Source organism: Ferrovibrio sp. GW821-FHT12B10, assembly GCF_058807515.1.
In genome coordinates this window covers 121,261-145,478 of record NZ_JBXAQT010000003.1, presented here as the reverse complement: position 1 = coordinate 145,478, position 24,218 = coordinate 121,261, and the positions used below count along the sequence as shown (strand labels likewise).

Here is a 24,218-nt window from a genome sequence, read left to right as displayed (position 1 = left end):
GATGAAAGACGCCGGCTTCACCTTGCTGGAAGTGCTGATCGCCGTGGCGATCTTTGCACTGGGGATTCAGGCCTTGGTCTGGGTGTTTACCGAACAGTCGGCTGGGCTGGTGCGAGCTGAACGACTGCAATATGCGACCGCCATGGCGGCTGGCATGTTCGATCGTGTTGGCCAGGACATTCCGTTGCAGCCAGGGCGCCTGCAGGGGCAGTGGCTCAGTGGCATGGACTGGGAACTCACCATCGGCACCTATGGCGCTGCAGCGCCTGCGCCGGTGCGCGCCTATCGCATCAGTCTCGTCGTGCAAGATGGTGTGGCACGCAAGCCGTTGCTTGACCTGACGACACTGCGTCTTGCCACGATGCGTCCATGAAGACCCGTCTCCGCGATGGCGGTTTCACGCTGGTCGAGACTCTGGTCGTGCTGGTAATCATCAGTCTTCTTGCTGCAGCACTCTATCAGGGCCTGCGGCTGGGCAGTCGTGCGTGGAACGGCCTGAATGCCAGGGCTGCCGCCATCGACGAGGCCGGCGTGGCGCAGCGTCTGATCCGTCAGGCGCTAGACCAAGCCTATCCCATGCCGTCGCCGACAGCGCAGGGCTATCGCGTCGATTTCCGCGGCGAGGTCGGCCACGTCGCCTTCTGGACGCCGCCACCGGAGATCTGGCGCCATCCGGGTGGCTATATTTCGGCGCAGCTGCATGTCACCGGTCCGGAAGGACGGCAAGACTTGGTTTTATCCCTGTCAGAGCAAGGCGGGGGCCAGCGCACAACCGAAGATGTCGTCCTGCTGCGCAATATCGCAGGTATAACGCTGGACTATTTCGGTGCGGCCGGTTCTGGGCCCGCCGCCTGGACATCAAGCTGGATGGATCGTGCGAGCATGCCGGGCCTGGTGCGTTTACGCGTGACGTTCGCTGACGGCGACCGCCGGCGCTGGCCCGAGCTTGTGGTGGCGCCGAAGATCACCATGGACGCCGAATGCGTGCCCGATCCGCTCACGCAGCGATGCAGGGGGCGGTGATGAAGATATCAGCCTCACGCCTGATGCCGTTTGCTGAAAGAGCCGCCCATATGATGGCGGACGGTCTGCGCTGGTGGCGCAACGAGTTGCTGGGCATGCTGCCTGCACCCTGGCGTCGTCGGCTGTCGCGGTCGGTATTGATCGCGCGGGTTGATGCGGCTGCCCAGACGCTTGACCTGCGGCCGGCAAGTGGTGGCGAGCATATCTATAACGGGCCGGCAGATGCAGATGCCGTTCTGGTGGCCATGGGGCACCTGCAGCCGCCTTTGTCGCCGGATCGGGTAACGATCCTGATGAGCTTGGCCAGGCAGGACATCCTGGTTCGTCAACTGGAATTACCTGCCGCAGTCCGGCCCAGGCTAGCCAAGGCGCTGAACTTCGAGCTCGCGCGTCAGACCCCCTTCAATGCGGATGAGGCGTATTTCGACTGGCACATCACTGGCGAGGCCAGCGGACGGCTACAGCTTTGCCTGATTGCTGCAGAGCGTGCGTCGGTCGATCGCATGTGTGCGGTCCTTCATCATTGCGGCTTGATGCCGGCCGCAGCCCGGATCGATGCCGTCGATCTTCCGGCGGACATGAACCTGCTCCGGCAGGCAAAACGTAGTCTGTCCCTGCGCTGGCAGAGCTTTGTGCCAGCCGTATTGGTATGCTTGGTGATCGGGCTGGGGTGGGTGGTTGCGAGCCTGGAGGTTTCGCATCGTGAAGCGGTATTGAACCTTTTGACGGCAGAGCTTGCGAAGGAGCGCAAAACGGCAGTTGAAGTCGAGACGCTTCGCAAGGGCCTGATCGAAACGCAGGCGCGTATCGATTTCCTCAACGGAAAATTCGGCGACAGGCCCGTTTCGACCGGTGTGGCCAGACTCAGCCGGATTCTGCCGAATGATACTTGGCTGTATCAGATGCAGATTCAGGGCGGGGAGGTCCGACTGTACGGCTACGCGCCAGATGCTTCGAATGTCACGGTCATTCTTGAAAAATCCGGCTGGTTCCGGGATGCACAGTTCCGGTCACCGTCGGTCCGCCGCAGTGGTGGCGATGCCGACCGGTTTGATATTTCGGCGACGCTCCTTCGAGGGGAAACGCCGTGATGTTGTTGCAGAACCGGTCCATTCGCCGTGCGTCGGCGCTGGCAATGCTCTTCTTACCCATTCTGTTGGCTTGGCAGGTTCTTGTCGTTCCGCTGGCCGAACGGTACGCCGATACGGAAGAGGCAATCGAACGGTCAACGCAGTTGTTGTCGCGGTATCGCGCTAACGCGGGTCAGAAATCCCAGCTGACCGAATGGACTGCTACCCGACGTCAGGAGTTGGCGCAGGTTCGCGGTTTCATTGAGGCGCCAAACCAGCCGTTGGCGTCATCTCTGCTGCAAACCTCGCTGCGGCGTGTCGTCGAGACTAATGGTGCATCGGTGCGCGTGTTGACCGTCCTGCCGTCGGCAAAGGATGCTGGTTATGATCGTCTGGCGGCGCGGCTTGAGGTCTCGGTTGGTGCGGACCGGTTGATCGATGTGCTGCAGGGTATAGAAACCAACGGCGCTCCCAGCATGGCCATCGAAGTGCTGGATGTTCGCGCACCCGATCAGGGATTGCCGCCACAGAAAAGTGAAGGCAACACTGTCCTGACTGTACGTCTGGACGTCATCGGTTACTGGGTGGCCCGATGAACCGGATCGGGCCTCTCGTGAATCCGCTGAATGCAGGACTTCTGGCCGGCATGCTGCTTTTCGTGCTGCTGTTCGTCTGGCAGATCGCGATCCGGCAACCAGAGTTGCCCGACATCGCCGTTGCGGCGGCTGTACCACTGCCTGATGCCGGGCGAAGCACCAGTGCATCGGCGCTGCCGTCCAAGGCATTGTTTTCCGATGCGGCCGAGCGGCCGCTTTTTAATCCATCGCGCCTCAGGATGGCGCCGCCGCCGGCTGCATCGCAGCCTGTATCAACAGGTGTGGTGTTTCGTGCGCCGCTCCTGCTCGGGATCGTTGGCAGCGGGGGCCGCAGGCTCGCTCTGGTTCGCGGCGTGGATGAGAAGGACGGGCGGCGGTTGCGTGAGGGCGACACCTACGAGGGTTGGCAGGTCGGCGCCATACGCAGCGATGCGGTGGTGTTCCGAAACGGAACGGAAGAACGGGAAATCCGCCTTGTTGTGGGCAAGGAGTCCGGTGGCGTGAATGCTGCGCAGCCGGGGCCTCGACGATAATGGCGGCGCGTGGGGGTATAAGGTCTTGTTGAAGAGCAAAAGCATTATTATGGCGGGATTGCTGGCGGCCATGCTGTCGGCCTGTACGGAGCCAGGCCGGCGTCAGGCCAATCAGCTGCCGCCAGCCAATATATCGACCCGCAATACGGCGGCGGTTTCAGTCAGTCCGGTCGCCATGCCGTCTGCGGAGGCGGCGCATGAAGACAGCAGCCGCGATGTCAGCAAGCAAATGTTCCCGGGGACTGGCCGGATTGTCGGCGGGCGCCCGTTGGGTGTGCGCAGCGGTACATCCGTCGAAGGCGATATCACGTTCAATTTCGTCAATGCAGACGTCAAGGATGTGATCCGCACGGTTCTGGGCGACATCATGCAAAGCAATTTCGCCATTGATCCGAAGGTGCAGGGGACGATTACGCTTCAGACCAACCGTCCGATCAACCGAGACTCTGTCTTGCCGGTTTTGGAAGGCGCTCTGAGGCTGAATGGCCTGGGCGTGGTGCGGTCTGGTGATGTCTACACGGTCGTTCAATCCAGTGAAGTGCTGCGGTATGGCCCTGGCGTTGGCCGGTCCAGTATCGCGATGGCGGATCAGCCGGGTTATGCGATCCGTGTCGTCCCGCTCTCTTACGTCTCGTCTGAGGAAATTGCCGGCTTGCTCAAATCCTTCATGCCGGCAGAGACGGTCATTCGCACCATTCCTTCGCGGAATGTGCTGCTGCTTGGCGGCAGTCAGGGTGAGATTGCCACGATGATGGATACGGTTGGCGTTTTTGACGTCAACTCGATGGCCGGCATGTCCTTTGGTCTGTTCACGCCGCGCAATGTCGAAGCCAAGACGGTGGTAAAGGAACTCGAGATCATTTTCGCCCTGAATCTCAAGCAGGCTGGAGTGGGGGCGTTGCGGATCGTGCCGATCGAGCGGATCAATGCCGTGCTGGCGATTGCGGCGACAGCAGAATCGTTGCGCGAAGTCGAAAGCTGGGTCGACCGGCTGGACCGTGGCGCGGAAAATGTCGATGCCCGGGTGTATGTCTATTACGTTCAGAACGGCCGTGCTGCCGATCTGGCCGCGGCCTTGACGGGTCTGCTGAGCGAGGGAGGGGAAGCGACCGCTGCCCGGCCGGCCGGTCGGCCCGATGCAGGTGCTGGGCGCGCTGGCCTGTTGGCGGGCAGCATGTATGAAGGCCGAAGCACCGTTGGGTCCGCGGACATCAGTCCGGCAGCGCCAATCGGAACGCGCGTCGAATTCACGGGCGGGACCGATGGCGGGATCAAGGTCGGCAGCGTGGGAGGCATGCGGATCAAGGCGGATGAAGTCAACAATGCGCTGCTGATCCTGGCGACACCGCGTGAGTATCGCGTCATCGAGGCCGCTCTTTCCAAGCTCGATATCCCGCCCCTGCAGGTCATGATCGAGGCTGTGGTTGCCGAGGTCACCCTGACTGACGATCTGCGTTATGGCGTGCAGTGGCTGTTTCAACCCGGCGCGCAAACCTTCACTCTCAGCCAGGCAGCGACCGGCGCTGTCAGCGGCACATTTCCAGGATTCTCTGCCGTCTTGACGAAGGGCAGCGATATCCGGGCTGCCTTGAGCCTCTTGGAAGGCATCACCAACGTCAATGTCGTTTCATCGCCCAAACTGATGGTGCTGAACAACCAGACCGCCACATTGCAGGTTGGTGATCAGGTTCCGATTGCCACCCAGTCGGCGGTCAGTGTCGGTTCACCGGGTGCACCGGTGGTCAATACAATCCAGTTCCGTGATACCGGCGTGATCCTGAAGGTGACACCGCGTGTGAACGAAGGGGGGCTGGTGCTGATGGATATCAGCCAGGAGGTCAGCGATGTGGCGCGTACGACCACATCCAATCTGGACTCTCCGACCATCCAGCAGCGCAAGGTTTCCAGCTCCATCAGCGTCAATACAGGCGAGACGATTGCCTTGGGCGGCCTGATCCGCGACCGCCGGGTCGACGGCAATTCCGGCATTCCTGTTCTCAAGGATGTCCCGTTGCTGGGAAACCTGTTCAAGACCACGACGGAAAGCACCAATCGGACCGAGCTGCTGATCCTGATCACGCCGCAGGTGGTGCGGGCGCCGGCCGATATCCGCCGTGTGACGCAGGAATTGCGCGAACGGTTGCGCATTCCGCCGGGCATGCTGGGCGAGCAATAGGCGATGGCCTATGCCGGAGACCGGGGCTCGGTTCTGGTGGCCAGTCTCTGGGTGGTTGCCGGCGCTGCGCTGCTGGGGGCGGCGATGATCGCCGTCACCCGGCCTTCGCAATCCATCGCCCGCAATGAGACGGACAATCTGAAGCGGGTCTTGCGGCTGGAAGCGGCGGTGATGACCGTGATTGATGGCTTGTTGCAACAGCAACAGGGGCTGCGGATCGATGGCTTACCCCGCGACATAGCCGTTGATGGATCGACGGTGCGCATCCTGATCGAGGATGAGGCCGGGAAATTCGACCTGAATGCCGGAACCGAGGATTTGCTGCGACAGGTGATGTCGTCTGCGATTCCTGCTGCCCGCCAGCGTGATGCTGCTGTCGATGCCACCCAGGACTGGCGTGATGCTGATACCGCCCGGCGGGCGAATGGGGCGGAGGCTGCCGAGTATGCCGCTGCGCAACGCCCCTACGGACCGACGAACCGGCCGTTTCAGAGTATCTCGGAATGGCAGCGCGTTCTCGGAGTTACTCGAGAGGCCTATTTCAGGCTGGCCTCGCTACTGACGGTCTACACGCACCGGACCGGTATCGACAGCCGCCTGGCATCACCAGCGGCTCTCGCGCTTCTACCTGGCATGGATGCCGCGAGCATTCAGGCAATCGTGGAGGAACGCCGGACGCAGTTCAGGGCGACAGAAACGCAAGGTGTCACAGGACGCACGATCATGATCCTGGCGGCTGAACGACATGCATCGCCCATAGTCTGGATGGCTGTCGTGCGCCTAACCCAGTCCCTAAATCGGCCTTTTGAGGTTCTGCTCTGGCAGCGGGCCGATGAGCGACTGATTCGGGCGAATAGCGCTCTTAATCAGTAGGATGGTCGGAAAGATGGTTTTAGTAAATTTTAAACGATAAGATATTGAAATTACTAACCATCTGGCGGACAGGGTGAGATTCGAACTCACGGTACCCTTGCAGGTACGGCGGTTTTCAAGACCGCTGCCTTAAACCACTCGGCCACCTGTCCGGCGGCCCGGTGATACGGCCGGCCCGCCGGGGCGTCAACCCGCAAGAGCGGGAAGAGCGCGATCCTGCGGCCGGGCGCCGCCCAGCAGGGCTTCGACCAGGTTGAAGCCGGCGGTCCAGGCTGCCGGGATATTGCTGGCGGCCGGCTGGTCCAGGATACGGTCGACCGACCAGGCCAGCGCCGCCTTGGCGGTCTGGAATTTGCGATCCCCCGACCCATAGATACTGTAGCGCCGGGCCAGCGCGGCCAGGCGCTTCTGCAGCAGCGGGCTGTCGTCCAGCAGGTCGATGATGCTGCCCAGCACCAGCATCAGCTGGGCACGCTGCTCGGTCATGGTGCTGCTGGGCAGGCGCAGGCGGATATCAGGGTCCAGCGCCACCAGGCGGGCATAGAACATCTCGGCGAAGCGGTCCTTCTCCAGCGCCAGCATGCGGAAGGTGGTGCGCACCAGCGCGATCTGGACCAGCGTGATATGCGGTCCCTCCGGCTGCGGCATCAGCAGCGTCTGGGGCATCGCATAGTCGGCCTGGTGCAGGGCGGCGGTGACGGTCATGGTCATGGCGGTATCCTTGATGCCGGCTGTCTCAGGTCTCATGGCGAACCAGGCTGAGCAGGTCGAAGTGACGGGTGGCGCCGATTTTGCGGTAGAGCGAGCGGCGCTGGACCTTCAGCGTGTTGACGCTGACGTTGAAGCGGGTGGCGATGTCCTTGAGCTGGCCGCCGACGATCAGCGCCTCGGCTAGGCGCAGTTCGGCCTTGGTCAGGCTGAACCCGGCCAGCGCCGACTGCGCCGGTACGCCCTGGCGGGCCAGCGGATCGGTGATCTCGATGGCGGCGGCGATCTGGTTGTCTTCGAAATGCGCATTGCGGCCGATCACCGGGAAGACCCAGAGATTGTAATGCGGCTTGCCGCCGCTGCGACGCAGCAGCAGCGTGCCGCCAGCCATGTTGCGGCTGTCAGGCGGCAGCATCTCGGCCTCGCTGCAGCGGGCGATCATCTGTATCAGCCGCTGGTCGTCCTCGCGGTTCTGGGTCAGGAAGCGGTCCTGCATGTAGGACAGGCCGTCATTGAGCGCGAGAATACGCTCGGCCTCGCGGTTCATCGAAACAATGCGGCAATGGCGATCGAGGCAGATCAGGCCCTTGTTCTTGGCGTCGAGATACTGCTGGCTGATGTCCTCGTAGCGGCCCATGCCGACGAACTGCGAGCGGATTCGATAGGCCAGCGCCAGATGCGGCAGCAGGTTCTGCAGCGCGGCGATCTGCTCGTTCGCGAAAGCGCCGGAGCGACGCGAGCGATGCACGGCGACATAGGCGGCGGTGCCTTCACCAACCTTAAAGACCGAACCCAGCAGATAGCGGATGTCATAGTCGGACAGATAGTCGGTATAGAATTCGCTGTTCTCGAACTCGCTCGTCGAAACGACCTGGTGGCAGGCCAGCGCGCGGCCGATATTCTCGCGCTTGAACAGAACGGGGCGCAGCGGACTGACGCGTGCGAAATGCGCGGTGTAGCGATCGTACCAGCTGCGGTCGAAGGTGCGGCTGGTGTATTGCACGATGGGTTTTCCAGTGCGGGTATTGACCGTCGCCAGCGAGCAGTTCACACCGTCGAAGGACTCCGTCAGGATGCGCAGGAAGTCGGCCCAGTGACCATATTCGATGGTGCCGGAATACAGATGCGCCAGCAGTCGCGACTGCTCATCCGTCGATATGTGCCCCATAACAACCCCCACTGCGTTCCTGCGTACACCGGCTTGCAGGCCGGCGTGATCGCAGTTCGTCATGCCGTTCAGTCCGGCGCGTGCGACACCCATATGTCTTACGGCATACGCGTGTTGGGGCGGCTGTATAGTCGGATTGGGCGATGCCTACTACGTCTTTTTTCTGAACTTCGTGTAAATTTTATTTCAACGTAAACATCAATTATATCAGCGTTCAGTAATCTAGAACGCTTCAAATAATCGTGGCGTCTTTCGCGGCATTGTATGCCGACAATCGCGGGCTTTGTTTCAGGTGGAAACAAAGCGGATTGATAATCGCACGGTTCAAAAATTGAACGGGTACAATGATGCCCGCGTGGGATCAGCTCTTGGCAGCCGCAGGGTTGGACTGGCCGATCACCTTCTCCAGGCGCTCGACCGACATGCGCAGGGCCGAAATCTTCAGCATCAGTTCCGCCATCGTCTGGCGGTCGGCAACGGTCTGCTGCTCGAGATCGACGATGCGGCGACCGCGACGCTGCAGCTCGCCCGAATTCCAACCGACTGCAAGGATCTGCCGCTTATGGGCGGCCATCAACTGCAGAACGATGAAGGCGCCGCCAGGAACACCGATCAGGAAGAAAGCGAGGATAAGCATGAATTCGGTCATCACAGGAGCTCCGGAGGGGGGCTGTGGTGTGGAAGCGATACTGTTACCACAGTTCCGCTACCCAGTTGACTGAGAATCGTCAAGGTGCCGCCGTGCAGTTCGGTCAGCGCCTTGGTCAGGGGCAGGCCCAGGCCGGTGCCGCCGCTGCCGGTTTTGTGCATGTCGCCGATCTGCACGAAAGGCTCCAGAATGCGGGGGATATCGGCTTTGGCGATGCCGCGTCCGGTATCCCGCACCATCAGGGCGATGCGGTTTTCATTACTTAACGCCGTAACCGAAACCGTGCCTCCGGTAGGCGTAAACTTGATCGCATTCGAGAGCAGGTTGATGACGATCTGCTTGAAGCGCAGCTGGTCGGCCTTGATGTCAATGTCGGGAATATCAACCTGCAATAGTACGCCCTTTTCATGGGCCTGGCGGGCGAACAGCCGCTGGCAGTCCTCCACGGCGTCCCGCAGGTTCATCGGTTCGATCATCACCTGCATCTTGCCGGCTTCGATCTTCGACATGTCCAGGATGTCGTTGATGATGCTCAACAGATGCAGGCCGCTGTTGCGGATGTCGGTGGCGTATTCGACATAGCGGCTTGCTATCGGACCATGCAGGCCGCGCTCCATGATTTCGGAGAAGCCAATGATGGCGTTCAGCGGCGTGCGCAGTTCGTGGCTCATCATGGCGAGGAAATCCGAACGCGCCTTGCCGGCGGATTCGGCCGCCATCTTCGCGGCGATCAGATCGCCCTCGCGCCGCTTGAGTGCCGTGATGTCGGTTTCCAGCAGCACCGACATCCCCGAGGTGGTGCGGGCCTCGTCGACCTTGACCCAACTGCCTGAATCATCACGCTCGATCGTCGTGGTCTTCATCACCGGTTCGGAGAAGATGATCGTGGGATCGCCACCATTGCGTCGGCGATAGGCCTTGTTGGCCAGGACCATCTTGCCGCGTGCATCGAACACGGCAAGGCCATCGCCGATGCCTTCGATGGCTTGCGCGACCTCGACGAACATCCGGTTCGCGGCTTCACTGCGCATCTGGCGGTGGTTCTGGCGGAAGAACACAAAGGCCAGGCCGACGGAGACGACAAAACAGACAAGCGCAATGCCGATGCCTTCGTTGCGTCGCGCGGCCATGAAAGCATCGACCGGTGCGTCCATGATGAATGCGCCCATCATGTCGCCGATCAGCCAGCGATGCTCGGGGCTAACGGCCTGGTGCCACTGGACATCGTTATGACAGGTGACACAGTCCTGCGTCGCCAGCGACGGATAGATGGTGCGCAGCAGGGTTGCGCCGCCGATCTGCACGAAACGGGTGCGAGGCTTGGGCGCGGTCTGGCGCGCCATCATGCCGAGTTCGCGGGCGGCATCGGTATCCGGTGGCGGCGTGGTGATGTAGCGGTCGGGCAGGCCAGACCAGACGATACGCATCGCCTCGCTGTTGTCGCGGCTGGCCGCCAGCGCCTGCATGGCCGAGCGACTGAAGGTTGCGGGCACTGGCATGTCGGCCGACTGATGCATCGAATACACGCCGACATAGGCCTCGATCAGCTGCAGCACCGTTTGCTGCTCGGCCTGCGCGCTGCGCTGAAAGGCATGACGCGCCGACAGGTAATAGCCAAGGCCAAGTCCGCAGCAGAGCAGGAAGGACAGGATTGCGAAAGCGATGAAATGGCGCCACGAACGCGAGTGTCCGAAGCGCATCGAAGGCTGCGTCACTAATGGTGTATGCAGATAAGTCTGATACAAGGCGCTCGGTCTCGATGTCCTGCCAATGAAGATGAGTGCAGGCAATTGTCACGGAACGGGCGATTCTCCGCCATAATCCTGGGGGATTAAGGCGGTGATGCAGGTTTTTGCGCTCAGTGGGGCCCGGGAAGAACCAGCGCGACAGGCTTTTTTGGCAATGTTGCGCGTGAGACGACCGTGGCCGGATCATTATTCAGTTTGATTTCGTGAGAATCCCGCAGTCGCGCCAGGAAACGCTCCAGCGTGCTGTCACTGAAGTAATGCATCGGGATGACCAGCGGGGCGCCGATCTGGGTGATGACCTCCTGCATGTCGAAGATGTTGAGCGTGAGCCCGCCATCGACCGGCACGAAGACCACATCGATCTTGCCCAGATCGGCCAGATGTCCCGGCGTCAGTTTGTGATGCAGGTGGCCCAGATGGGCGATGCAGAGGTCGGCGACGTCGAAGATGAAAATCGAATTGCCGTCATATTCTGTGCCGTTGAAATTGCGGATGTTGGTCGGCACGTTGCGCACGCGCATGTCCTTGAACTGAACGTTATGGCGCGCGGGCTTGTCCTGGTAGGACCAGCCGCGCAGCACATGGGCAATGCCGGGTTCGGGGCTGTCGGTATAATGCGTGGTATGGGCGTAGTTCATCGTCACGATATCGGGCCGCACCCGGGGGCGGATGTAATCGTTGTAGTCGGTGGCCGCCGTCACGCCCTGCGGGCTTTCGATCAGGAAGGTGGCGTGCCCGACGAAGGTGATGCGCGCGCTGCCGGCGGGTGCCGCCGCCAGTCGCATGCTGGCCGGCATGATCTGAGGACGGGATTGCGACACGGCGCCCAGACAGGCGGCCCATCCCAAGCCTGGCAACATCATGGTCGTGAAACTCGTCAGAGCAACGAACAACGCCGGGCGCAGCATGGCAGTCACCTCAGGACTTGGGGGGCACGATCCATTTTTGGGTGTTCTTCGGCACCAGCGAGACCGGTTCGCGATCTTCCTGGCGACGGCCGGGATGGTCGGTCGTGTTGCGGCGGCGGCGATCCGGTCCGGCGTAATCCTTCGACTTCACGAAACGGCGCGAGCGCTCCAACAGGCTCGACAGGCAACGCACCATGACCTCCGGGTCGACGGGCTTGACCAGAAAGTCATCCACGCCGCATCCACGCGCCTCGGCGACACGCTCCGGATCGGCATGCGCCGTCACCATCACAATGGGGACATTCGGATTGCCCAGGCCATCGGGCCGGCGGATCATGCGCACCAGCATCAGCCCGTTGACGATGCCAAGCTGGAAGTCGCACAGGATCAGATCGAAAGCATTCTGTTTCAGCGCCTCGATGGCCGAGGACATGTTGGCCATATGGGTGATCTTGGTGAAACCTAGCGCCTGCAGGATGCTCTGCAGCGTCGCCGCCGTGGCGGCGTGGTCTTCAATCAGCAGGATGCGGGCACGCAGCGACTCTGGTCTCATGCGAGGACGACCCCGATGTTGCACAAAGCCATACGCATCAGCTGTCGGAAATGGAGTGTCACCGGCAGACCTGTCTGGATGAGAAAGCCTCCCGGGATATTAGCGGGGCAGCACCCTCGCCGGAAAGCAACAATCTGTCATTTCGGGCAGATGTTTATGCCCAGAATGCAGGCGAATCCGGCCGATGGCCCGGTTCAGCGCCGGATCAGCGTTTGCAGATCGGGATCTCGTTGGCCAGGATGCGCTCCTGGAGGCGGCTGTAGTATTTGAAGCCCGGCCATTTCTCGGCCTTGATCCGGTCGATGATGTCATAGGTGCTCTTGCAGACGCTGTCGTTGGTCTGCAGCGGCTTCATCGTGGCGACGGCGGCATCGGTCTCCCACTGCTGGGCCTGCGCGCGATTGGGATAGATGCGCGAGATGGCTGCGCGCCGCAATTCGACGGCGGCCTTGAACCGGTCGCCATTCTCCTTGTCGAAGGCATACCAGTCGTTCAGGTAGGTCTGGCCTTCGGCGTCGGTCTGCGCGCAGCGGCGCAGCGTCTCGCGAATCTGGATGCCGGTGCGCACTTCCGCCTCGGCCTCGGCTTCCTTCGGACCGAAGCAGGGGCCGCTGCTCGCGCCCCGCTTGTTCTGCGTCTGCGACCAGGCCGGCAGCGCCGTCAGCACAATGAAGAAGAGAATCAGGGCGCGCAGCATCATGAGACGATTATAGCATCCGGTCGGGCAGGGCAGGCAACGGCCCATCCCCGGCCAGCGCCAGAATGGACTCAACGAATTTGACAGGGTCGGCAATGCCGCCATGACGCAGCAGCATGACGGCCTTGTCGCGCATCGCAGTTTCGTCCAGCGGGTTTTCCGGATCGCCGAAGGCATGCCGCCGCTCGGCGCTCAGCTCCGTGCCGTCATCGAGCAACACTTTCACGTGCGCCCCCCAGGCCCGCGGATAACGGTCGATGAACGGCGATGTCGCCGCGATGCTGACAAGGGCGGTCTGTGGCGCAAGACGCGTGCGCGCATCCGCATCGAAGCTGCCGAAATCCACGCGTCCATCCGTCAGCGCTGCGGCCGCCGTATGCTGCAGCGAGAATTTCGCCGCGTATTCGCTGTCCGGCGTCGCGCGGTCGCAGACATCGAGTGCGGCCTGATAGGTATCGACATGCACGCGTTCGATCGTGCGATTGCCGATGCGTGAGGCCAGTTCCAGGCTGGCGTCGATGGTTGGATGGGTATGACGGCAGCAGGGCCAGGGCTTGATGGATGTGAGGCGCAGCTGCCAGGGCGCATCGGCATCGGCCAGCAGGCGTTCGGGCTGCGCATCGGTACAGGTGGCCTTGAAGAATCCCTTGTCGCCTTCGAGGATATGCGGTGGTCCAGAGAAGCCGCGCGCGGCCAGATCGGCGGCCAGAAGTCCGGCTTCCGCCGCGCGGCCCGCATGCAGATGCTTGCTCATCGCGCCGGTCTCGAGGAACTGCCACAGGCCCGACGACTGCGTGCCGGCATTGCCCAGCGCATCCGTCATCGCGGCATGATCGAGGCCGAGCAGATCGCCGGCCGCATAGGCCGACCCGAAGGGACCGCAGGTCGCGGTGTTATGCCAGATGCGGTAATGCGCCGGACCGACGGCCATGCCGACGCGGCAGCAGGCTTCGAAGCCGCGCAGCACGGCGGCGAGAAAGACCTGGCCGCCTGTATTGCGGCGGCGGGCCAGCGCATAGGCGGCCGGCACTACCACGCAGCCCGGATGCACGACGGAGGCGCGATGGAGGTCATCGACTTCCAGGATATGTGTCAGGCCACCCAGAAGCATGGCCTCGCGACCGGTGGTCAGCGGTTCGGCGGCGGCCCAGTCCAGCAGAATCTTGCCAGGCGCGGTATTGCGGCCGGCCAGGGCATTGGCCAGGGCGTCCAGTGTGAACAGCGCGGCGCTGCGATAGTCGTCGGCCGTGATCGGTTTGGCGGCGATCAGGGCGGCCAGGCGCTGGGTCAGGGAAAGCGGGGCGAGGGCGGTCATAGCTGTGTTGCCGGTGAGACGTTGCCGCTAGGCTTGCTCCGAATGTACCGATTCACGACCGAGAATCCCATGTCCTGCGCGCGGGTGATCCGCCGATGACACAAATCCTGGGCGCTTTGGTCAATCCGGGCAGCATCCTGTTCATCCTGCTGCTGCTGGCTCTGCCGCTATCGTGGTGGCGCGCCACCCGGCGATTGGGCATGTGGTTCGGCAGCGGGGTGCTGGCCATCGTGCTGGCGGTGGGCCTGCTGCCGGTGAACGACTGGCTGTTGCGGCCACTGGAGACCTATTTCCCCCGGCCGGCGCTGCCTGACCGCATTGACGGCATCTTGGTGCTGGGTGGCGCTGAGGAGCCGGCGATCATGGCGATGCATGACTGGCCGGAGCTGAACGGCCGCGCCGACCGGCTGGTGGCCTTTGTCGCACTGGCCCGCCGTTATCCCGATGCGCGGCTGGTCTTCAGCGGCGGCGCGGCCGTCCCGCACCCACCCGGCACCGTGACTGAAGCGGATGTGGCGGCGCGCGCCTTCACGCTGTTGGGACTCGATCCGGCGCGCGTGACCTATGAGCGCACCTCGCGCAATACCGCTGAAAATGCCCGCAACAGTGTGGCCCTGATCCGGCCGCAGCCCGGGGAGGCCTGGCTGCTGGTCACCTCGGCCCGACATATGCCGCGCGCGGTCAACACGGTTGAGTCTGCCGGCTGGCCCGCCGTGCTGCCCTATCCGGTGGACTTCCGGATGCAGGATGATTCGCGCGGCTTTCATCTGCTGCACAGGCTGGCTGGGCTGGATGCGGCGAGCCGCGAATGGCTGGGGCTGCTGGGATATCGGGTTATGGGGTACACGCACGATTTACTGCCGGCGCGCAGGAGCGATGCACAGAAACCGTGAAATATCACAGTTTGGCACTGGCGGCGGCGGCCCCGGCAGGTTAATGCCTTGAAGGTCTTACAAATTACGGATTCGGGGATTCAGATGCGCAGCTGGCGGCTTGCCGTGGTTCTGCTCGGTTTCGGGATGGTCGCGGCCTGTGGCTGGCGGCCGTCGGGCACGCCGCGTGAAGGCTCCGCGGCGGCACAGACTGCGGCGCCTGAAGCGACCGCCCAGAAAAGCACCACCGCCCCGACAACCGCCACTGCAGCAGCGACGCCGGCCACGCCTGCTGAGTCCGCGACCGTCACGCCTTTCAGCCGCACAGAGTTCGAAGCTTTCCTCGCCGAAGTCCGCACCGAGGCTCTGCAGAAGGGCATCAAGCAGGATGTTGTGCGCACGGCGCTCACCGGCGTCGAACCGGTCATGCGTATCATCGAGCGCGACCGCAACCAGGCGGAATTCAAACTCAGCTTCGCCACTTATCGCGATCGCGTCATCACCCAGCAGAACGTGCAGCGCGGCCAGCGCCTGCGCGACGACCATCAGGCCGTGCTGCGCCAAGTGGCGCAGCGCTACGGTGTGCAGCCACGCTTCGTGCTGGCGATCTGGGGCATCGAAACCCGCTATGGCGCGGTGAAGGCCGATGTGCCGCTGATGCATTCACTGGCCACGCTGGCCTTCGACCGCCGCCGCTCGACCTATTTCCGCAATGAGCTGTTCGCCGCGCTGACCATGCTGGATCGCGGTTATATCGATTTCCCGACCATGAAGGGGTCATGGGCCGGCGCCATGGGCCAGCCGCAGTTCATGCCGACCAGCTACCTGTCCTATGCCGAGGACTTCGACGGCGACGGCAAGCGCGACATCTGGAACAACACCAACGACGTTTTCGCCTCCATCGCCAACTATCTCGCCAAGCACGGCTGGAACACGAATCAGACCTGGGGCCGCGAGGTGCGAATCTCCAACGACCTGCAGCGCAAGCTGCCCGACCTGGTGCGCGAGGGCCGCTCGGGCTGCCGTGCCATCGACCAGATGACCCGGGACCTGTCGGTGGAAGACTGGAGTCGGCTGGGGGTACGCCGCGCCGATGGCGGCGAATTGCCCAAGGCCCAGCTCTCCGGCGCCCTGGTGCAGCCCGATGGTCCCGGCGGCCAGACCTTCCTGGTCTACGGCAACTACCGGTCGATCCTCCGGTATAACTGCGCCCATCACTACGCTTTGACGGTCAGCCTGCTTGCCGATCGCCTCGGCGACGGTTAATATACGCAACATCTAGACCATGCAGCGCCGTCGGCACGCCATCCCTTGCTATTCCGAAGGGGTCGGGGAGGACTCCCGACCTAGCCGGACCGGGCGCGCCCGGATGGCCGTCCTGGCGGTTCTGGCCCTCGGACTGTCGGGCTGCGCCGAGGCCACCCTGTTCAACCATACCGCCAAGTCGGTCGCGCGCGGCGGGGAGACCAAGCAGTCCCAGGTTGGCAAGGGCGGCATCTACAAGGTCGGCAATCCCTATCAGATCGCCGGCGTCTGGTATTACCCGAAGGAAGATCCGAATTACGACGAGACCGGCATCGGCTCGTGGTACGGCGAACAGTTCCATGCCAAGACCACCGCCAATGGCGAGGTCTTCGACATGAACGAAGTCACCGCCGCGCATCCGACGCTGCCGATGCCGTCGCTGGTGCGCGTCACCAATATGGAAAACGGCCGCACCATCGTGGTGCGCGTGAATGATCGCGGTCCCTATGTGAACGGCCGCGTGATCGACCTGTCGCGCCGCAGCGCGCAGCTGTTGGGCTATGATCGTCAGGGCACCGCGAAGGTGCGTGTGCAGTATATCGGTCCGGCACCGCTGTCTGGTGGTGATGGCACCATGATTGCCTCGCGCAGCGCTGGCGGCGACGAACGCCCGGCTGCCGCACCGCGTGGCGGTGTTCAGGCCGAAGCCTTGCCGCCGCCGCCCGGCGCGAAGGGCCGCAGCGGCGATGTGGTGCAGACCGCGCCGGCGCAGCCGTCACCGATGCAGATCCTGCAGGCTCAAAGCAACAGCCAGAATCCTCAGGGCACGCAGACCAAGGTCGGCGATACGGTTGCCGTGGCCGATCTGACCCAGCAGAAGGTGGAGCAGGGTCCGGCGCGCGGCGGTCAGATTTACGTTCAGGTCGGCGCCTTCACGCTGCACGAGAATGCCCACAAGCTGGCAGCCCAGCTGTCGGGTATCGGTCCCACGGGTGTGTCGTCCACATTCGTGAACCGGCAGGAATTCTTCCGCGTCCGCCTCGGGCCCTTCAATCAGGTGGCCGCAGCCGACCAGGCCCTGCAACAGGCTATCAACAGTGGACAGAACAATGCGCGTATCGTTGTCGACTAGGTTTGCCCATGCGGCTTTCGCCGCGCTGGTGGTTTTCGCTGCCGGCACTTTGCCGGCCAGAGCACAGCTGGGTCAGGTCGATACGGTGGCGCGCCAGATGCTGCTGATCGATTACGACACCGATACGGTGATCTTCGAGAAGAATGCCGACGAGCTGATGCCGCCGTCGTCGATGTCCAAGCTGATGACCGCCTTCATGGTGTTCGAACAGCTGCAGGCCGGCAAGCTGCGCCTGGATGACATGCTGCCGGTCAGTGAAAAGGCCTGGCGCATCCAGGGTTCGAAGATGTTCGTGCCGATCGGCGGCCGCGTGAAGGTGGAAGACCTGCTGCGTGGCATGATCATCCAGTCGGGCAACGATGCCTGCGTCGTGCTGGCCGAAGGCGTTGCCGGCACGGAAGAGCGCTTCTCCGAACTGGCGACCGAGCGCGCGCGCCAACTGGGCATGAAGAACAGCACCTTCCGCAACGCCTCGGGCTGGCCCGATCCGCAGCACATGATGACGACGCGCGATCTGGCCATCCTGGCCAAGCAGCTGATCTCGCGCTTCCCGCAGTATTACCACTTCTACTCCGAGAAGGAGTTCACCTACGGCATCGACCAGGTGACCAAGAAGCCGATCACCCAGGGCAACCGCAATCCGCTGCTCTACAAGGATGTCGGTGCCGATGGCCTGAAGACCGGGCATACCGATGCGGCCGGCTATGGCCTCACTGTGTCGGCCAAGCGCGGTGAGCGCCGGCTGATCCTGGTGGTGAACGGCCTGAAGAGCATGAACGAGCGCTCGCGCGAGTCCGAACGCCTGCTTGAGCTCGGCTTCAGCCAGTTCGACAATTACAAGCTGTTCACCGCGGGTGCGACGGTCGACGAGGCCGATGTCTGGCTGGGTAATGCGCCGAAGGTGCCGCTGGTGATCGAGAAGAATCTGGCACTGACGCTGCCGCGCCAGAGCAAGGCCGGTGTCAAGGTAACGGTCACCTATGAGAATCCGATCCCGGCACCGATCGTGAAAGGCACCCCGGTGGCCAAGCTGGTGGTGGCCAACAAGGACGCCACGCTGATGGAAGTGCCGCTGGTTGCCGGCGCCGATGTGCAGCAGCTCGGCTTCACCGGCCGCATCAGCGCCGCCGTCAGTTATCTGCTCTGGGGCGCGAAGAAGCAGTGACCGCAAAACGCGGCCGCTTCATCACGCTGGAAGGCGGCGAGGGCGCCGGCAAATCGACCCAGGTCAAGCGGCTGGCCACGAAGTTGGCCGAGCGCGGCATTGATGTCGTGCAGACGCGCGAACCCGGCGGCACGCCAGGGGCTGAAGCCATTCGCACCCTGCTGGTCACCGGCGATCCTGATCGCTGGGACGCCATGACCGAGACTCTGCTGCATTACGCCGCCCGTCGCGCCCATGTCGAAAAGACCGTGAAGCCGGCGCTTGCGCGCGGCGACTGGGTGATTTCGGATCGTTTCGCGGATTCCACCATGGCGTATCAGGGTTATGGTGGGTCGGTCGGCCGCGACACGATTGCCGACTTGCATAAGCTGGTGCTGGGCGATTTCGCGCCGGACCTGACGCTGGTGCTCGATCTGCCGGTCGAGATCGGCCTGCAGCGCGCCAAAGCCCGGATGCAGGGGCAAGTTACGGCCGAAGACCGTTATGAACGCATGGGCACGGCTTTCCACGAGACGCTGCGCAAGGCTTTCCATGATATTGCTGCCCGCGAACCGCAGCGCTGCCGCATCGTGGATGCCAGCGGCGATGTCGATACTGTCGCCGCCGCGCTCTGGCAGGCGGTCGCCGCACAGTTTACCCTGACCCCATGAGCGGCTACGAGCCACAACAGGCGGCCTCCTGGGGGCCGCGCCATAATGCTGCGCTGTTCGGCCATGCAGCCGCAGAGAAAACGCTGCTGGATGCCTGGGCATCCGGCCGGCTGCCGCATGCCTGGATGATCACCGGGCCGCGCGGCATCGGCAAGGCGACGCTGGCCTTCCGCTTCGCGCGCTTCCTGCTCAAGCATGGTCCGGCCGGGAATATGGACAGCGGCCCCAGCCTGTTCGGCGACGGGCCGGTGCTGCCCGAGACGCTGGCGATTGCCGAGGATGATCCGGTGTTCAGCCGCGTCGCCAATGCCGGCCATGCCGACCTGATCACGGTCGAGCGCAGTTATGACGAAAAGGGCGACCGCTGGCGCGGCGACATCGTGGTGCAGGATGTGCGCGCGGTGATCGACCGCTTCGCCATGACGGCGGCGGAAGGCGGCTACCGCGTCTGCATCGTCGATGCTGCCGACGACATGAACGTCAACGCGGCGAATGCGCTGCTGAAGATTCTGGAAGAGCCGCCGCCCGATGCCGTGCTGCTGCTCGTCACCCACGCGCCGGGCAGCCTGCTGCCCACCATCCGCTCGCGCTGCCGTCGTCTGCCGCTGAAGGCGCTGGACGAGACTGCGCTGGTGCCGGCGCTGGAGGGCATGCTGCCCGATCTGGACGTGGCCGAGCGCCGTGGCCTCGCCGTGCTGGCCGAAGGCTCGCCCGGCCGTGCTGCGATGCTGGCCGGGCAGGGCGGGTTGAAGCTGTTGCAGGGCCTGCTCGACATGGTGGCGCAGTTGCCCAAGCCCGATATTGCCAAGCTGCATGCCTTCGGCGATGCGCTGAATCGCGACCGTAGCGGGGCCGGCTTCCAGCTGATGACCGATCTGTTTCGCTGGTGGCTGGCGCGCCTGGTGCGCTCTGCCGCCGCAGGCCGGATCGGCGGCGCCGGCTGGTCGGAGATTTTCCCCGGCGAAACCGCCCTGGCGCAGCGTCTGGCGCAGTGGCAGGGGCCGGATCGCTGGGCCGAGGACTGGGAACAGATCGGTCGCTTGCTCGACCGCGGGGAATCGGTCAATCTTGACCGCAAGCAGATGCTGCTGAACCTGTTTGCAGCACTGGCGCGGTCTGCAGCCGCTCGTTGATTTTGCTTACCGTTCAGGGGCAGGGGGATTTCATGGCCAAGGCCGCCGTTGGCGCCAGCGCACCCGATAGTCTGGAGAAGATCGAACTGCTGTCCGATCTGAGTCCGGCTGCGCGCGCCGAAGTCGAGCGCGCCTGCCAGTGGCGCCGTTTCGCCGCCCATGAACAGATTCTGGATCGCAACAGCGACAGCCGCGATGTCTATTTCGTCGTCGAGGGCACGGTCGAGGTGGTGAACTTCTCCGGCAACGGCCGCGAGATTTCCTATGCGCTGGTTTCGGCCGGCAGTTATTTCGGCGAGATCGCCGCCATCGACGGTGAGCGCCGTTCGGCCAGCGTGGTGGCGCAGACCACCTGTCGTCTGGCCGCGATGCCGCCCAAGGCCTTTGAGGCACTGGTGGCGCGCGAGCCCGCCGTCGGCCTCAAGGTGATGCGTCGCCTGACCAGCATCATCCGCGCCAACAATGAACGCATCATGGATCTGGCGACACTGGGTGCCATCCAGCGCGTCTATCGCGAGCTGCTGAAGCTGGCGCGCCAGGACCCGCTGAATGCCGATGGCTGGATGATCTATCCGATGCCCAAGCAGCATGAGATCGCCCGCCGCGCCGCTACCACACGCGAGACGGTGGCGCGCGTGCTGGCCAACCTGCTGCATGGCGGCCAGGTCACGCGCAAGGACAAGACTTACTACCTGACCGACCGCGGCGCGCTGGAGCAGGCGATCCAGCGGCTGGATGTGCGCCAAAACAGCCACGGGCTGGCGTAAACCCTCCACCTGTCACCTGTCGATACAAGTGATGTTGCGCTGCACCGTCTGCGCATGAGGTCGAACCGCGCCTGCCCGTTTTGCAGATTGCTCTGACATATCAGATGCGAGATAGTAACCGGGTGGTGCATAGACGCGCGGCTTAAAGACGCGTCGGCACAACGAGGAAACGTCAATCAGCAGGAGGGTAACCCATGCGTGGGTTCAAGGCATTCGTCACGGGTCTCGTCGCGGGCGCGGCATTGCTGACATCCGTCGGCGCGCAGGCTGCATTCCCGGACCGTCCCATCACCATGATCGTGCCCTGGGGCGCCGGCGGCGGCACCGATGCCACCGCGCGCATCATCGCCAGCCTGATGGAAAAGGAACTCGGCCAGCCGGTGAACGTCGTCAACCGCACCGGCGGCAGCGGCGTGGTCGGTCATGCCGCCATCGCACAGGCGCCGGCCGATGGCTACACCATCGGCCTCATCACGGTCGAGATCGCGATGATGCATTGGCAGGGCCTCACTGAACTGACGCCGTCATCCTATACGCCGATCGCGCTGGTGAATGCCGATCCGGCCGGCGTGCAGGTCGCTGCCGATGCGCCCTACAAAAACGTCAAGGAGCTGCTGGCCGCCGTGAAGGCCAGCCCGGGCAAGTTCAAGGCCTCGGGCACCGGGCAGGGCGGCATCTGGCATCTGGCCATCGCCGGGCTGCTGCGCGACCAGGGCATCGATCCGGCCTCCGTCGGCTGGGTGCCCAGCAATGGCGCGGCGCCGGGCCTGCAGGACATGATCGCTGGCGGCGTGCAGATCGCGCCGGTATCGCTGCCCGAGGCGCGCGCGCTGATCGAGGCTGGCAAGGTGAAGAGCCTCGCCATCATGGATGCCAAGCCTTCGGCGCTGTTCCCCAACGTGCCGACGCTGAAGTCGGAAACCGGCAGCGATTGGACCATGGCGGCCTGGCGCGGCATCGCGGCGCCGAAGAACATCCCGAAGGACGCGGCCGACAAGCTGCTGGCGACGGTGAAGAAGGTCTATGACAGCAAGGACTATCAGGACTTCATGGCACAGCGCGGCTTCGGCATCGTCTGGGCCGGTCCGGAGGACTACGCCAAGTTCATGGCCAAGTCGGATGCCGATATGGGCACGATCATGAAAGCCGTCGGCATCGCCAAGTAAGCGCAGTGTCTCTGCCGGCGCGGCTTGCTCTGGCCGCGCCGGCGTTTCTATTTCAGACAGGTCTTTTTCAGGCAGGTCCAGCCCATGCGTATCCATGATGCCCTCAGCGGTGCGGTTCTGGCATTGCTGTCCGTTCTGATCCTTGTCACCGTCAGCCAGTATCCCCCCATTCCCGGGCAGAATATCGGCCCCTCGGCTTTCCCCGGACTACTCGCCGTTCTGCTGCTGGGCTGTTCGCTGGCGCTGGTCTGGCGCGGCATCCGCGCCGAACGCCAGCCGCTGATCGTGCTCGGCGCCTGGGTGCGCTCGCCGCATCATGTCGCCAACTTCCTGCTGATCATCGGGACCCTGCTGTTCTACGTTTTCTTCTCCGATACGCTCGGCTTCATCATCACCGGTATTCTTATTCTAAGCGTGCTGTTCTACAGCCTGCGGGTGTCGCTGCTGCTGATCCTGCCGGTCGCCGCCGGGATGACGCTGCTGATCCACACGATCTTCTACAAATTCCTGCGTGTGCCGCTGCCTTGGGGGCTGCTGCTGGGTTTGAGCTGGTAGGGGCCGCATCATGGATCTGTTTCATCATATCTCTGTCGCCTTCCAGCTTGTGTTTGACCCCTATGTCATAGTGGTCATCCTCTGCTCGGCCATGTTCGGGATGTTTGTCGGCTGCATTCCCGGCCTGACGGCGACCATGGCGACGGCGCTGCTGGTGCCGATCACCTTCTTCATGCCGCCGGTGCCCGCTGTTGCCGCCATTGTCACGGCGACGGCGATGGCGATTTTCTCCGGTGACATCCCCGGCGCGCTGCTGCGCATTCCGGGCACGCCGGCCTCGGCCGCCTATACCGACGAAGCCTACAAGATGACCCTGAAAGGGCAGGCCGAAGTCGCGCTGGGCGCCGGTCTGATCTTCTCGGCCATTGGCGGCCTGTTCGGCACGGCGGTGCTGGTCACATCCGCACCGGCGCTGGCCGAAATCGCGCTGAAGTTTTCCTCCTTCGAGTATTTCTGGCTGGTATTGCTCGGGCTGGCCGGCGCGGTCTTCATCGGCAGTGCCAGCATCCTCAAGGCCTGTATTTCGCTGATTCTGGGTTTGCTGATCGCCTGTGTCGGCCTCGACAATCCCGGCGGCTATCCGCGTTTCACCTTCGGCAATACCGAACTGATGGGTGGCGTCAGCCTGATTCCGATGATGGTTGGCATGTTTGCCGTCTCGGAAATCCTGCGCTTTGTCGTCAACATGGACCCGCCGATGCGCATTGCCGTGACGCGGCTGGGTAACGTGTTTACCGGCATGTGGGACCTGCTGGTGAAATATCCGGGCGCGTTACTGCGTGGCAGCATTCTGGGCACCATCATCGGCATCCAGCCGGGTTCGGGCGCAGACATGGCGTCGTGGATGTCCTATGCCATGAGCAAGAAGTTCTCCAAGGAACCCGAGAAATTCGGCACTGGCCATGTGGAAGGCATCGTCGAGTCCGGCGCGGCCAACAATAGCTCGCTGGCGGGCGCCTGGATTCCAGCGCTGGTCTTCGGCATTCCAGGCGACTCGATCACAGCCATCGGCATCGGCGTGCTCTACCTGAAGGGCCTCAATCCCGGCCCGACGCTGTTCCTGAACAACCCGGAAAATATCTATGCGATCTTCCTGGTATTCATCCTGGCCAATATCATCATGGTGCCGCTGGGCTGGCTTACCATCCGGCTGGCGACCAACATCCTGCGCGTGCCGCGCAACATCCTGATGCCGGTGATCATGCTGTTCTGCATTGTCGGCTCGTTCGCCATCAACAACACGGTGTTCGGCGTGCTGCTGATCCTGGTCTTCGGCGTGCTCGCCTATGTGATGGAGGAGAACGGCTTCGCGGTCGCGCCGGCCATCCTGGGCGTGGTACTGGGCACCATGCTGGAAGAGACCTTTGTCACCTCGATGATCAAGGCGAATGGCAATCCGCTGGTCTTCTTCGAGCGGCCGATCTCGGCGGGACTTGGCGTCGCCACCTTCATCATCCTGTTCTGGCCGCTGGGCAGCTGGCTGGTCCGGCAGATGCGCGCCAGACCAGCTCACTGA

Annotated in this window: 25 protein-coding genes and 1 tRNA gene; 17 read left to right on the top strand and 9 right to left on the bottom strand. The window is 63.2% G+C overall.

From position 1 onward, the window contains the following. The first annotated feature begins 1 nt into the window (after position 1). Genes AC1RRT_RS20475 through AC1RRT_RS20445 form a run of 7 tightly spaced genes read left to right on the top strand, consistent with a single transcriptional unit; the run spans position 2 to position 6,271 of the window. On the top strand, positions 2 to 373 hold the full coding sequence (locus AC1RRT_RS20475) for a type IV pilus modification PilV family protein (protein ID WP_493015835.1): 372 nt from the start codon (positions 2 to 4) through the stop codon (positions 371 to 373). Beyond that, entirely contained in the window at positions 370 to 1,023 is a 654-nt protein-coding gene (locus tag AC1RRT_RS20470; protein WP_493015834.1) for a prepilin-type N-terminal cleavage/methylation domain-containing protein, read from the top strand. Before AC1RRT_RS20475 ends, AC1RRT_RS20470 begins: the two co-directional genes overlap by 4 nt. After that, a complete protein-coding gene (locus AC1RRT_RS20465) occupies positions 1,023 to 2,114 on the top strand; it encodes a PilN domain-containing protein (RefSeq protein ID WP_493015833.1) in 1,092 nt (363 codons plus the stop codon). The genes AC1RRT_RS20470 and AC1RRT_RS20465 overlap by 1 nt, the downstream gene beginning before the upstream one ends. Beyond that, entirely contained in the window at positions 2,114 to 2,689 is a 576-nt protein-coding gene (gene gspM / locus AC1RRT_RS20460) for a type II secretion system protein GspM (protein ID WP_493015832.1), read from the top strand. The genes AC1RRT_RS20465 and gspM overlap by 1 nt, the downstream gene beginning before the upstream one ends. Next, positions 2,686 to 3,222: a hypothetical protein gene (locus AC1RRT_RS20455; RefSeq protein ID WP_493015831.1), complete on the top strand. Its 537-nt coding sequence runs from the start codon at positions 2,686 to 2,688 to the stop codon at positions 3,220 to 3,222. The genes gspM and AC1RRT_RS20455 overlap by 4 nt, the downstream gene beginning before the upstream one ends. Then, positions 3,194 to 5,398 carry a type II secretion system secretin GspD gene (gene gspD / locus AC1RRT_RS20450; RefSeq protein WP_493015830.1) on the top strand — a complete coding sequence of 735 codons (2,205 nt, stop codon included), beginning with the start codon at positions 3,194 to 3,196 and terminating at the stop codon, positions 5,396 to 5,398. The genes AC1RRT_RS20455 and gspD overlap by 29 nt, the downstream gene beginning before the upstream one ends. 3 nt (positions 5,399 to 5,401) lie before the next feature. Then, positions 5,402 to 6,271, top strand: a complete 870-nt coding sequence (locus AC1RRT_RS20445; protein ID WP_493015829.1) for a hypothetical protein — start codon at positions 5,402 to 5,404, stop codon at positions 6,269 to 6,271. A gap of 62 nt (positions 6,272 to 6,333) precedes the next feature. On the opposite strand, the gene AC1RRT_RS20440 is transcribed toward AC1RRT_RS20445, so the two are convergent. The 9 genes from AC1RRT_RS20440 to AC1RRT_RS20400 all read right to left on the bottom strand — a co-directional run bounded on the left by AC1RRT_RS20440 (position 6,334) and on the right by AC1RRT_RS20400 (position 14,017). Next, positions 6,334 to 6,423 (bottom strand) — tRNA-Ser (locus AC1RRT_RS20440). A gap of 34 nt (positions 6,424 to 6,457) precedes the next feature. Beyond that, positions 6,458 to 6,982, bottom strand: coding sequence for a globin family protein (locus AC1RRT_RS20435; RefSeq protein WP_493015828.1), 525 nt, complete (start codon positions 6,980 to 6,982; stop codon positions 6,458 to 6,460). 25 nt (positions 6,983 to 7,007) lie between these two features. Beyond that, positions 7,008 to 8,147, bottom strand: coding sequence for a helix-turn-helix transcriptional regulator (locus tag AC1RRT_RS20430; protein WP_493015827.1), 1,140 nt, complete (start codon positions 8,145 to 8,147; stop codon positions 7,008 to 7,010). Between the two features lie 361 nt (positions 8,148 to 8,508). Continuing rightward, a complete protein-coding gene (locus AC1RRT_RS20425) occupies positions 8,509 to 8,796 on the bottom strand; it encodes a hypothetical protein (protein ID WP_493015826.1) in 288 nt (95 codons plus the stop codon). After that, positions 8,796 to 10,496, bottom strand: coding sequence for a sensor histidine kinase (locus AC1RRT_RS20420; RefSeq protein ID WP_493015825.1), 1,701 nt, complete (start codon positions 10,494 to 10,496; stop codon positions 8,796 to 8,798). Before AC1RRT_RS20420 ends, AC1RRT_RS20425 begins: the two co-directional genes overlap by 1 nt. 158 nt (positions 10,497 to 10,654) lie before the next feature. Next, the gene (locus AC1RRT_RS20415; protein WP_493015824.1) at positions 10,655 to 11,452 is read right to left on the bottom strand and encodes an MBL fold metallo-hydrolase; all 798 of its coding nucleotides are present in this window, start codon (positions 11,450 to 11,452) and stop codon (positions 10,655 to 10,657) included. A gap of 10 nt (positions 11,453 to 11,462) precedes the next feature. Continuing rightward, positions 11,463 to 12,005, bottom strand: a complete 543-nt coding sequence (locus AC1RRT_RS20410) for a response regulator (protein WP_493015823.1) — start codon at positions 12,003 to 12,005, stop codon at positions 11,463 to 11,465. 205 nt (positions 12,006 to 12,210) lie between these two features. Then, on the bottom strand, positions 12,211 to 12,705 hold the full coding sequence (locus tag AC1RRT_RS20405; protein WP_493015822.1) for a hypothetical protein: 495 nt from the start codon (positions 12,703 to 12,705) through the stop codon (positions 12,211 to 12,213). 7 nt (positions 12,706 to 12,712) lie between these two features. Next, the gene (locus AC1RRT_RS20400) at positions 12,713 to 14,017 is read right to left on the bottom strand and encodes an MmgE/PrpD family protein (protein WP_493015821.1); all 1,305 of its coding nucleotides are present in this window, start codon (positions 14,015 to 14,017) and stop codon (positions 12,713 to 12,715) included. 95 nt (positions 14,018 to 14,112) lie between these two features. On the opposite strand from AC1RRT_RS20400, the gene AC1RRT_RS20395 reads away from it, so the two are divergent. The 10 genes from AC1RRT_RS20395 to AC1RRT_RS20350 all read left to right on the top strand — a co-directional run bounded on the left by AC1RRT_RS20395 (position 14,113) and on the right by AC1RRT_RS20350 (position 24,218). Continuing rightward, positions 14,113 to 14,910: a YdcF family protein gene (locus tag AC1RRT_RS20395; RefSeq protein WP_493015820.1), complete on the top strand. Its 798-nt coding sequence runs from the start codon at positions 14,113 to 14,115 to the stop codon at positions 14,908 to 14,910. A gap of 84 nt (positions 14,911 to 14,994) precedes the next feature. Next, positions 14,995 to 16,155 (top strand): lytic murein transglycosylase, encoded by a 1,161-nt coding sequence (locus AC1RRT_RS20390; protein WP_493015819.1) that lies wholly within the window; start codon positions 14,995 to 14,997, stop codon positions 16,153 to 16,155. Between the two features lie 103 nt (positions 16,156 to 16,258). Next, positions 16,259 to 17,266, top strand: a complete 1,008-nt coding sequence (locus AC1RRT_RS20385) for a septal ring lytic transglycosylase RlpA family protein (RefSeq protein ID WP_493015818.1) — start codon at positions 16,259 to 16,261, stop codon at positions 17,264 to 17,266. Continuing rightward, positions 17,244 to 18,431 (top strand): D-alanyl-D-alanine carboxypeptidase family protein, encoded by a 1,188-nt coding sequence (locus AC1RRT_RS20380; protein WP_493015817.1) that lies wholly within the window; start codon positions 17,244 to 17,246, stop codon positions 18,429 to 18,431. The genes AC1RRT_RS20385 and AC1RRT_RS20380 overlap by 23 nt, the downstream gene beginning before the upstream one ends. Then, positions 18,428 to 19,081 (top strand): dTMP kinase, encoded by a 654-nt coding sequence (gene tmk, locus AC1RRT_RS20375; RefSeq protein ID WP_493015816.1) that lies wholly within the window; start codon positions 18,428 to 18,430, stop codon positions 19,079 to 19,081. The genes AC1RRT_RS20380 and tmk overlap by 4 nt, the downstream gene beginning before the upstream one ends. Beyond that, positions 19,078 to 20,214 carry a DNA polymerase III subunit delta' gene (locus AC1RRT_RS20370; RefSeq protein WP_493015815.1) on the top strand — a complete coding sequence of 379 codons (1,137 nt, stop codon included), beginning with the start codon at positions 19,078 to 19,080 and terminating at the stop codon, positions 20,212 to 20,214. The genes tmk and AC1RRT_RS20370 overlap by 4 nt, the downstream gene beginning before the upstream one ends. 32 nt (positions 20,215 to 20,246) lie before the next feature. Further along, the gene (locus tag AC1RRT_RS20365) at positions 20,247 to 20,981 is read left to right on the top strand and encodes a Crp/Fnr family transcriptional regulator (RefSeq protein ID WP_493015814.1); all 735 of its coding nucleotides are present in this window, start codon (positions 20,247 to 20,249) and stop codon (positions 20,979 to 20,981) included. A gap of 194 nt (positions 20,982 to 21,175) precedes the next feature. Beyond that, positions 21,176 to 22,147, top strand: coding sequence for a tripartite tricarboxylate transporter substrate binding protein (locus AC1RRT_RS20360; RefSeq protein WP_493015813.1), 972 nt, complete (start codon positions 21,176 to 21,178; stop codon positions 22,145 to 22,147). Positions 22,148 to 22,231: 84 nt separating this feature from the next. Further along, positions 22,232 to 22,702: a tripartite tricarboxylate transporter TctB family protein gene (locus AC1RRT_RS20355; protein WP_493015812.1), complete on the top strand. Its 471-nt coding sequence runs from the start codon at positions 22,232 to 22,234 to the stop codon at positions 22,700 to 22,702. A 10-nt stretch (positions 22,703 to 22,712) separates the two neighbouring features. Continuing rightward, positions 22,713 to 24,218, top strand: a complete 1,506-nt coding sequence (locus AC1RRT_RS20350; protein WP_493015811.1) for a tripartite tricarboxylate transporter permease — start codon at positions 22,713 to 22,715, stop codon at positions 24,216 to 24,218.

What these genes read in the sequence shown, in the direction of transcription:
- AC1RRT_RS20420 (WP_493015825.1), bottom strand. Translation starts at nt 10,496, where the DNA reads ATGCGCTTCGGACACTCGCGTTCGTGGCGCCATTTCATCGCTTTCGCA.
- AC1RRT_RS20405 (WP_493015822.1), bottom strand. Translation starts at nt 12,705, where the DNA reads ATGATGCTGCGCGCCCTGATTCTCTTCTTCATTGTGCTGACGGCGCTG.
- gspM (WP_493015832.1), top strand. Translation starts at nt 2,114, where the DNA reads ATGTTGTTGCAGAACCGGTCCATTCGCCGTGCGTCGGCGCTGGCAATG.
- AC1RRT_RS20410 (WP_493015823.1), bottom strand. Translation starts at nt 12,005, where the DNA reads ATGAGACCAGAGTCGCTGCGTGCCCGCATCCTGCTGATTGAAGACCAC.
- AC1RRT_RS20360 (WP_493015813.1), top strand. Translation starts at nt 21,176, where the DNA reads ATGCGTGGGTTCAAGGCATTCGTCACGGGTCTCGTCGCGGGCGCGGCA.
- AC1RRT_RS20415 (WP_493015824.1), bottom strand. Translation starts at nt 11,452, where the DNA reads ATGCTGCGCCCGGCGTTGTTCGTTGCTCTGACGAGTTTCACGACCATG.
- AC1RRT_RS20465 (WP_493015833.1), top strand. Translation starts at nt 1,023, where the DNA reads ATGAAGATATCAGCCTCACGCCTGATGCCGTTTGCTGAAAGAGCCGCC.
- AC1RRT_RS20395 (WP_493015820.1), top strand. Translation starts at nt 14,113, where the DNA reads ATGACACAAATCCTGGGCGCTTTGGTCAATCCGGGCAGCATCCTGTTC.
- AC1RRT_RS20445 (WP_493015829.1), top strand. Translation starts at nt 5,402, where the DNA reads ATGGCCTATGCCGGAGACCGGGGCTCGGTTCTGGTGGCCAGTCTCTGG.
- gspD (WP_493015830.1), top strand. Translation starts at nt 3,194, where the DNA reads ATGCTGCGCAGCCGGGGCCTCGACGATAATGGCGGCGCGTGGGGGTAT.
- AC1RRT_RS20385 (WP_493015818.1), top strand. Translation starts at nt 16,259, where the DNA reads ATGGCCGTCCTGGCGGTTCTGGCCCTCGGACTGTCGGGCTGCGCCGAG.
- AC1RRT_RS20350 (WP_493015811.1), top strand. Translation starts at nt 22,713, where the DNA reads ATGGATCTGTTTCATCATATCTCTGTCGCCTTCCAGCTTGTGTTTGAC.
- AC1RRT_RS20455 (WP_493015831.1), top strand. Translation starts at nt 2,686, where the DNA reads ATGAACCGGATCGGGCCTCTCGTGAATCCGCTGAATGCAGGACTTCTG.
- AC1RRT_RS20435 (WP_493015828.1), bottom strand. Translation starts at nt 6,982, where the DNA reads ATGACCATGACCGTCACCGCCGCCCTGCACCAGGCCGACTATGCGATG.
- AC1RRT_RS20380 (WP_493015817.1), top strand. Translation starts at nt 17,244, where the DNA reads ATGCGCGTATCGTTGTCGACTAGGTTTGCCCATGCGGCTTTCGCCGCG.
- AC1RRT_RS20475 (WP_493015835.1), top strand. Translation starts at nt 2, where the DNA reads ATGAAAGACGCCGGCTTCACCTTGCTGGAAGTGCTGATCGCCGTGGCG.
- AC1RRT_RS20365 (WP_493015814.1), top strand. Translation starts at nt 20,247, where the DNA reads ATGGCCAAGGCCGCCGTTGGCGCCAGCGCACCCGATAGTCTGGAGAAG.
- AC1RRT_RS20400 (WP_493015821.1), bottom strand. Translation starts at nt 14,017, where the DNA reads ATGACCGCCCTCGCCCCGCTTTCCCTGACCCAGCGCCTGGCCGCCCTG.
- AC1RRT_RS20425 (WP_493015826.1), bottom strand. Translation starts at nt 8,796, where the DNA reads ATGACCGAATTCATGCTTATCCTCGCTTTCTTCCTGATCGGTGTTCCT.
- AC1RRT_RS20390 (WP_493015819.1), top strand. Translation starts at nt 14,995, where the DNA reads ATGCGCAGCTGGCGGCTTGCCGTGGTTCTGCTCGGTTTCGGGATGGTC.
- AC1RRT_RS20470 (WP_493015834.1), top strand. Translation starts at nt 370, where the DNA reads ATGAAGACCCGTCTCCGCGATGGCGGTTTCACGCTGGTCGAGACTCTG.
- AC1RRT_RS20430 (WP_493015827.1), bottom strand. Translation starts at nt 8,147, where the DNA reads ATGGGGCACATATCGACGGATGAGCAGTCGCGACTGCTGGCGCATCTG.
- AC1RRT_RS20370 (WP_493015815.1), top strand. Translation starts at nt 19,078, where the DNA reads ATGAGCGGCTACGAGCCACAACAGGCGGCCTCCTGGGGGCCGCGCCAT.
- AC1RRT_RS20355 (WP_493015812.1), top strand. Translation starts at nt 22,232, where the DNA reads ATGCGTATCCATGATGCCCTCAGCGGTGCGGTTCTGGCATTGCTGTCC.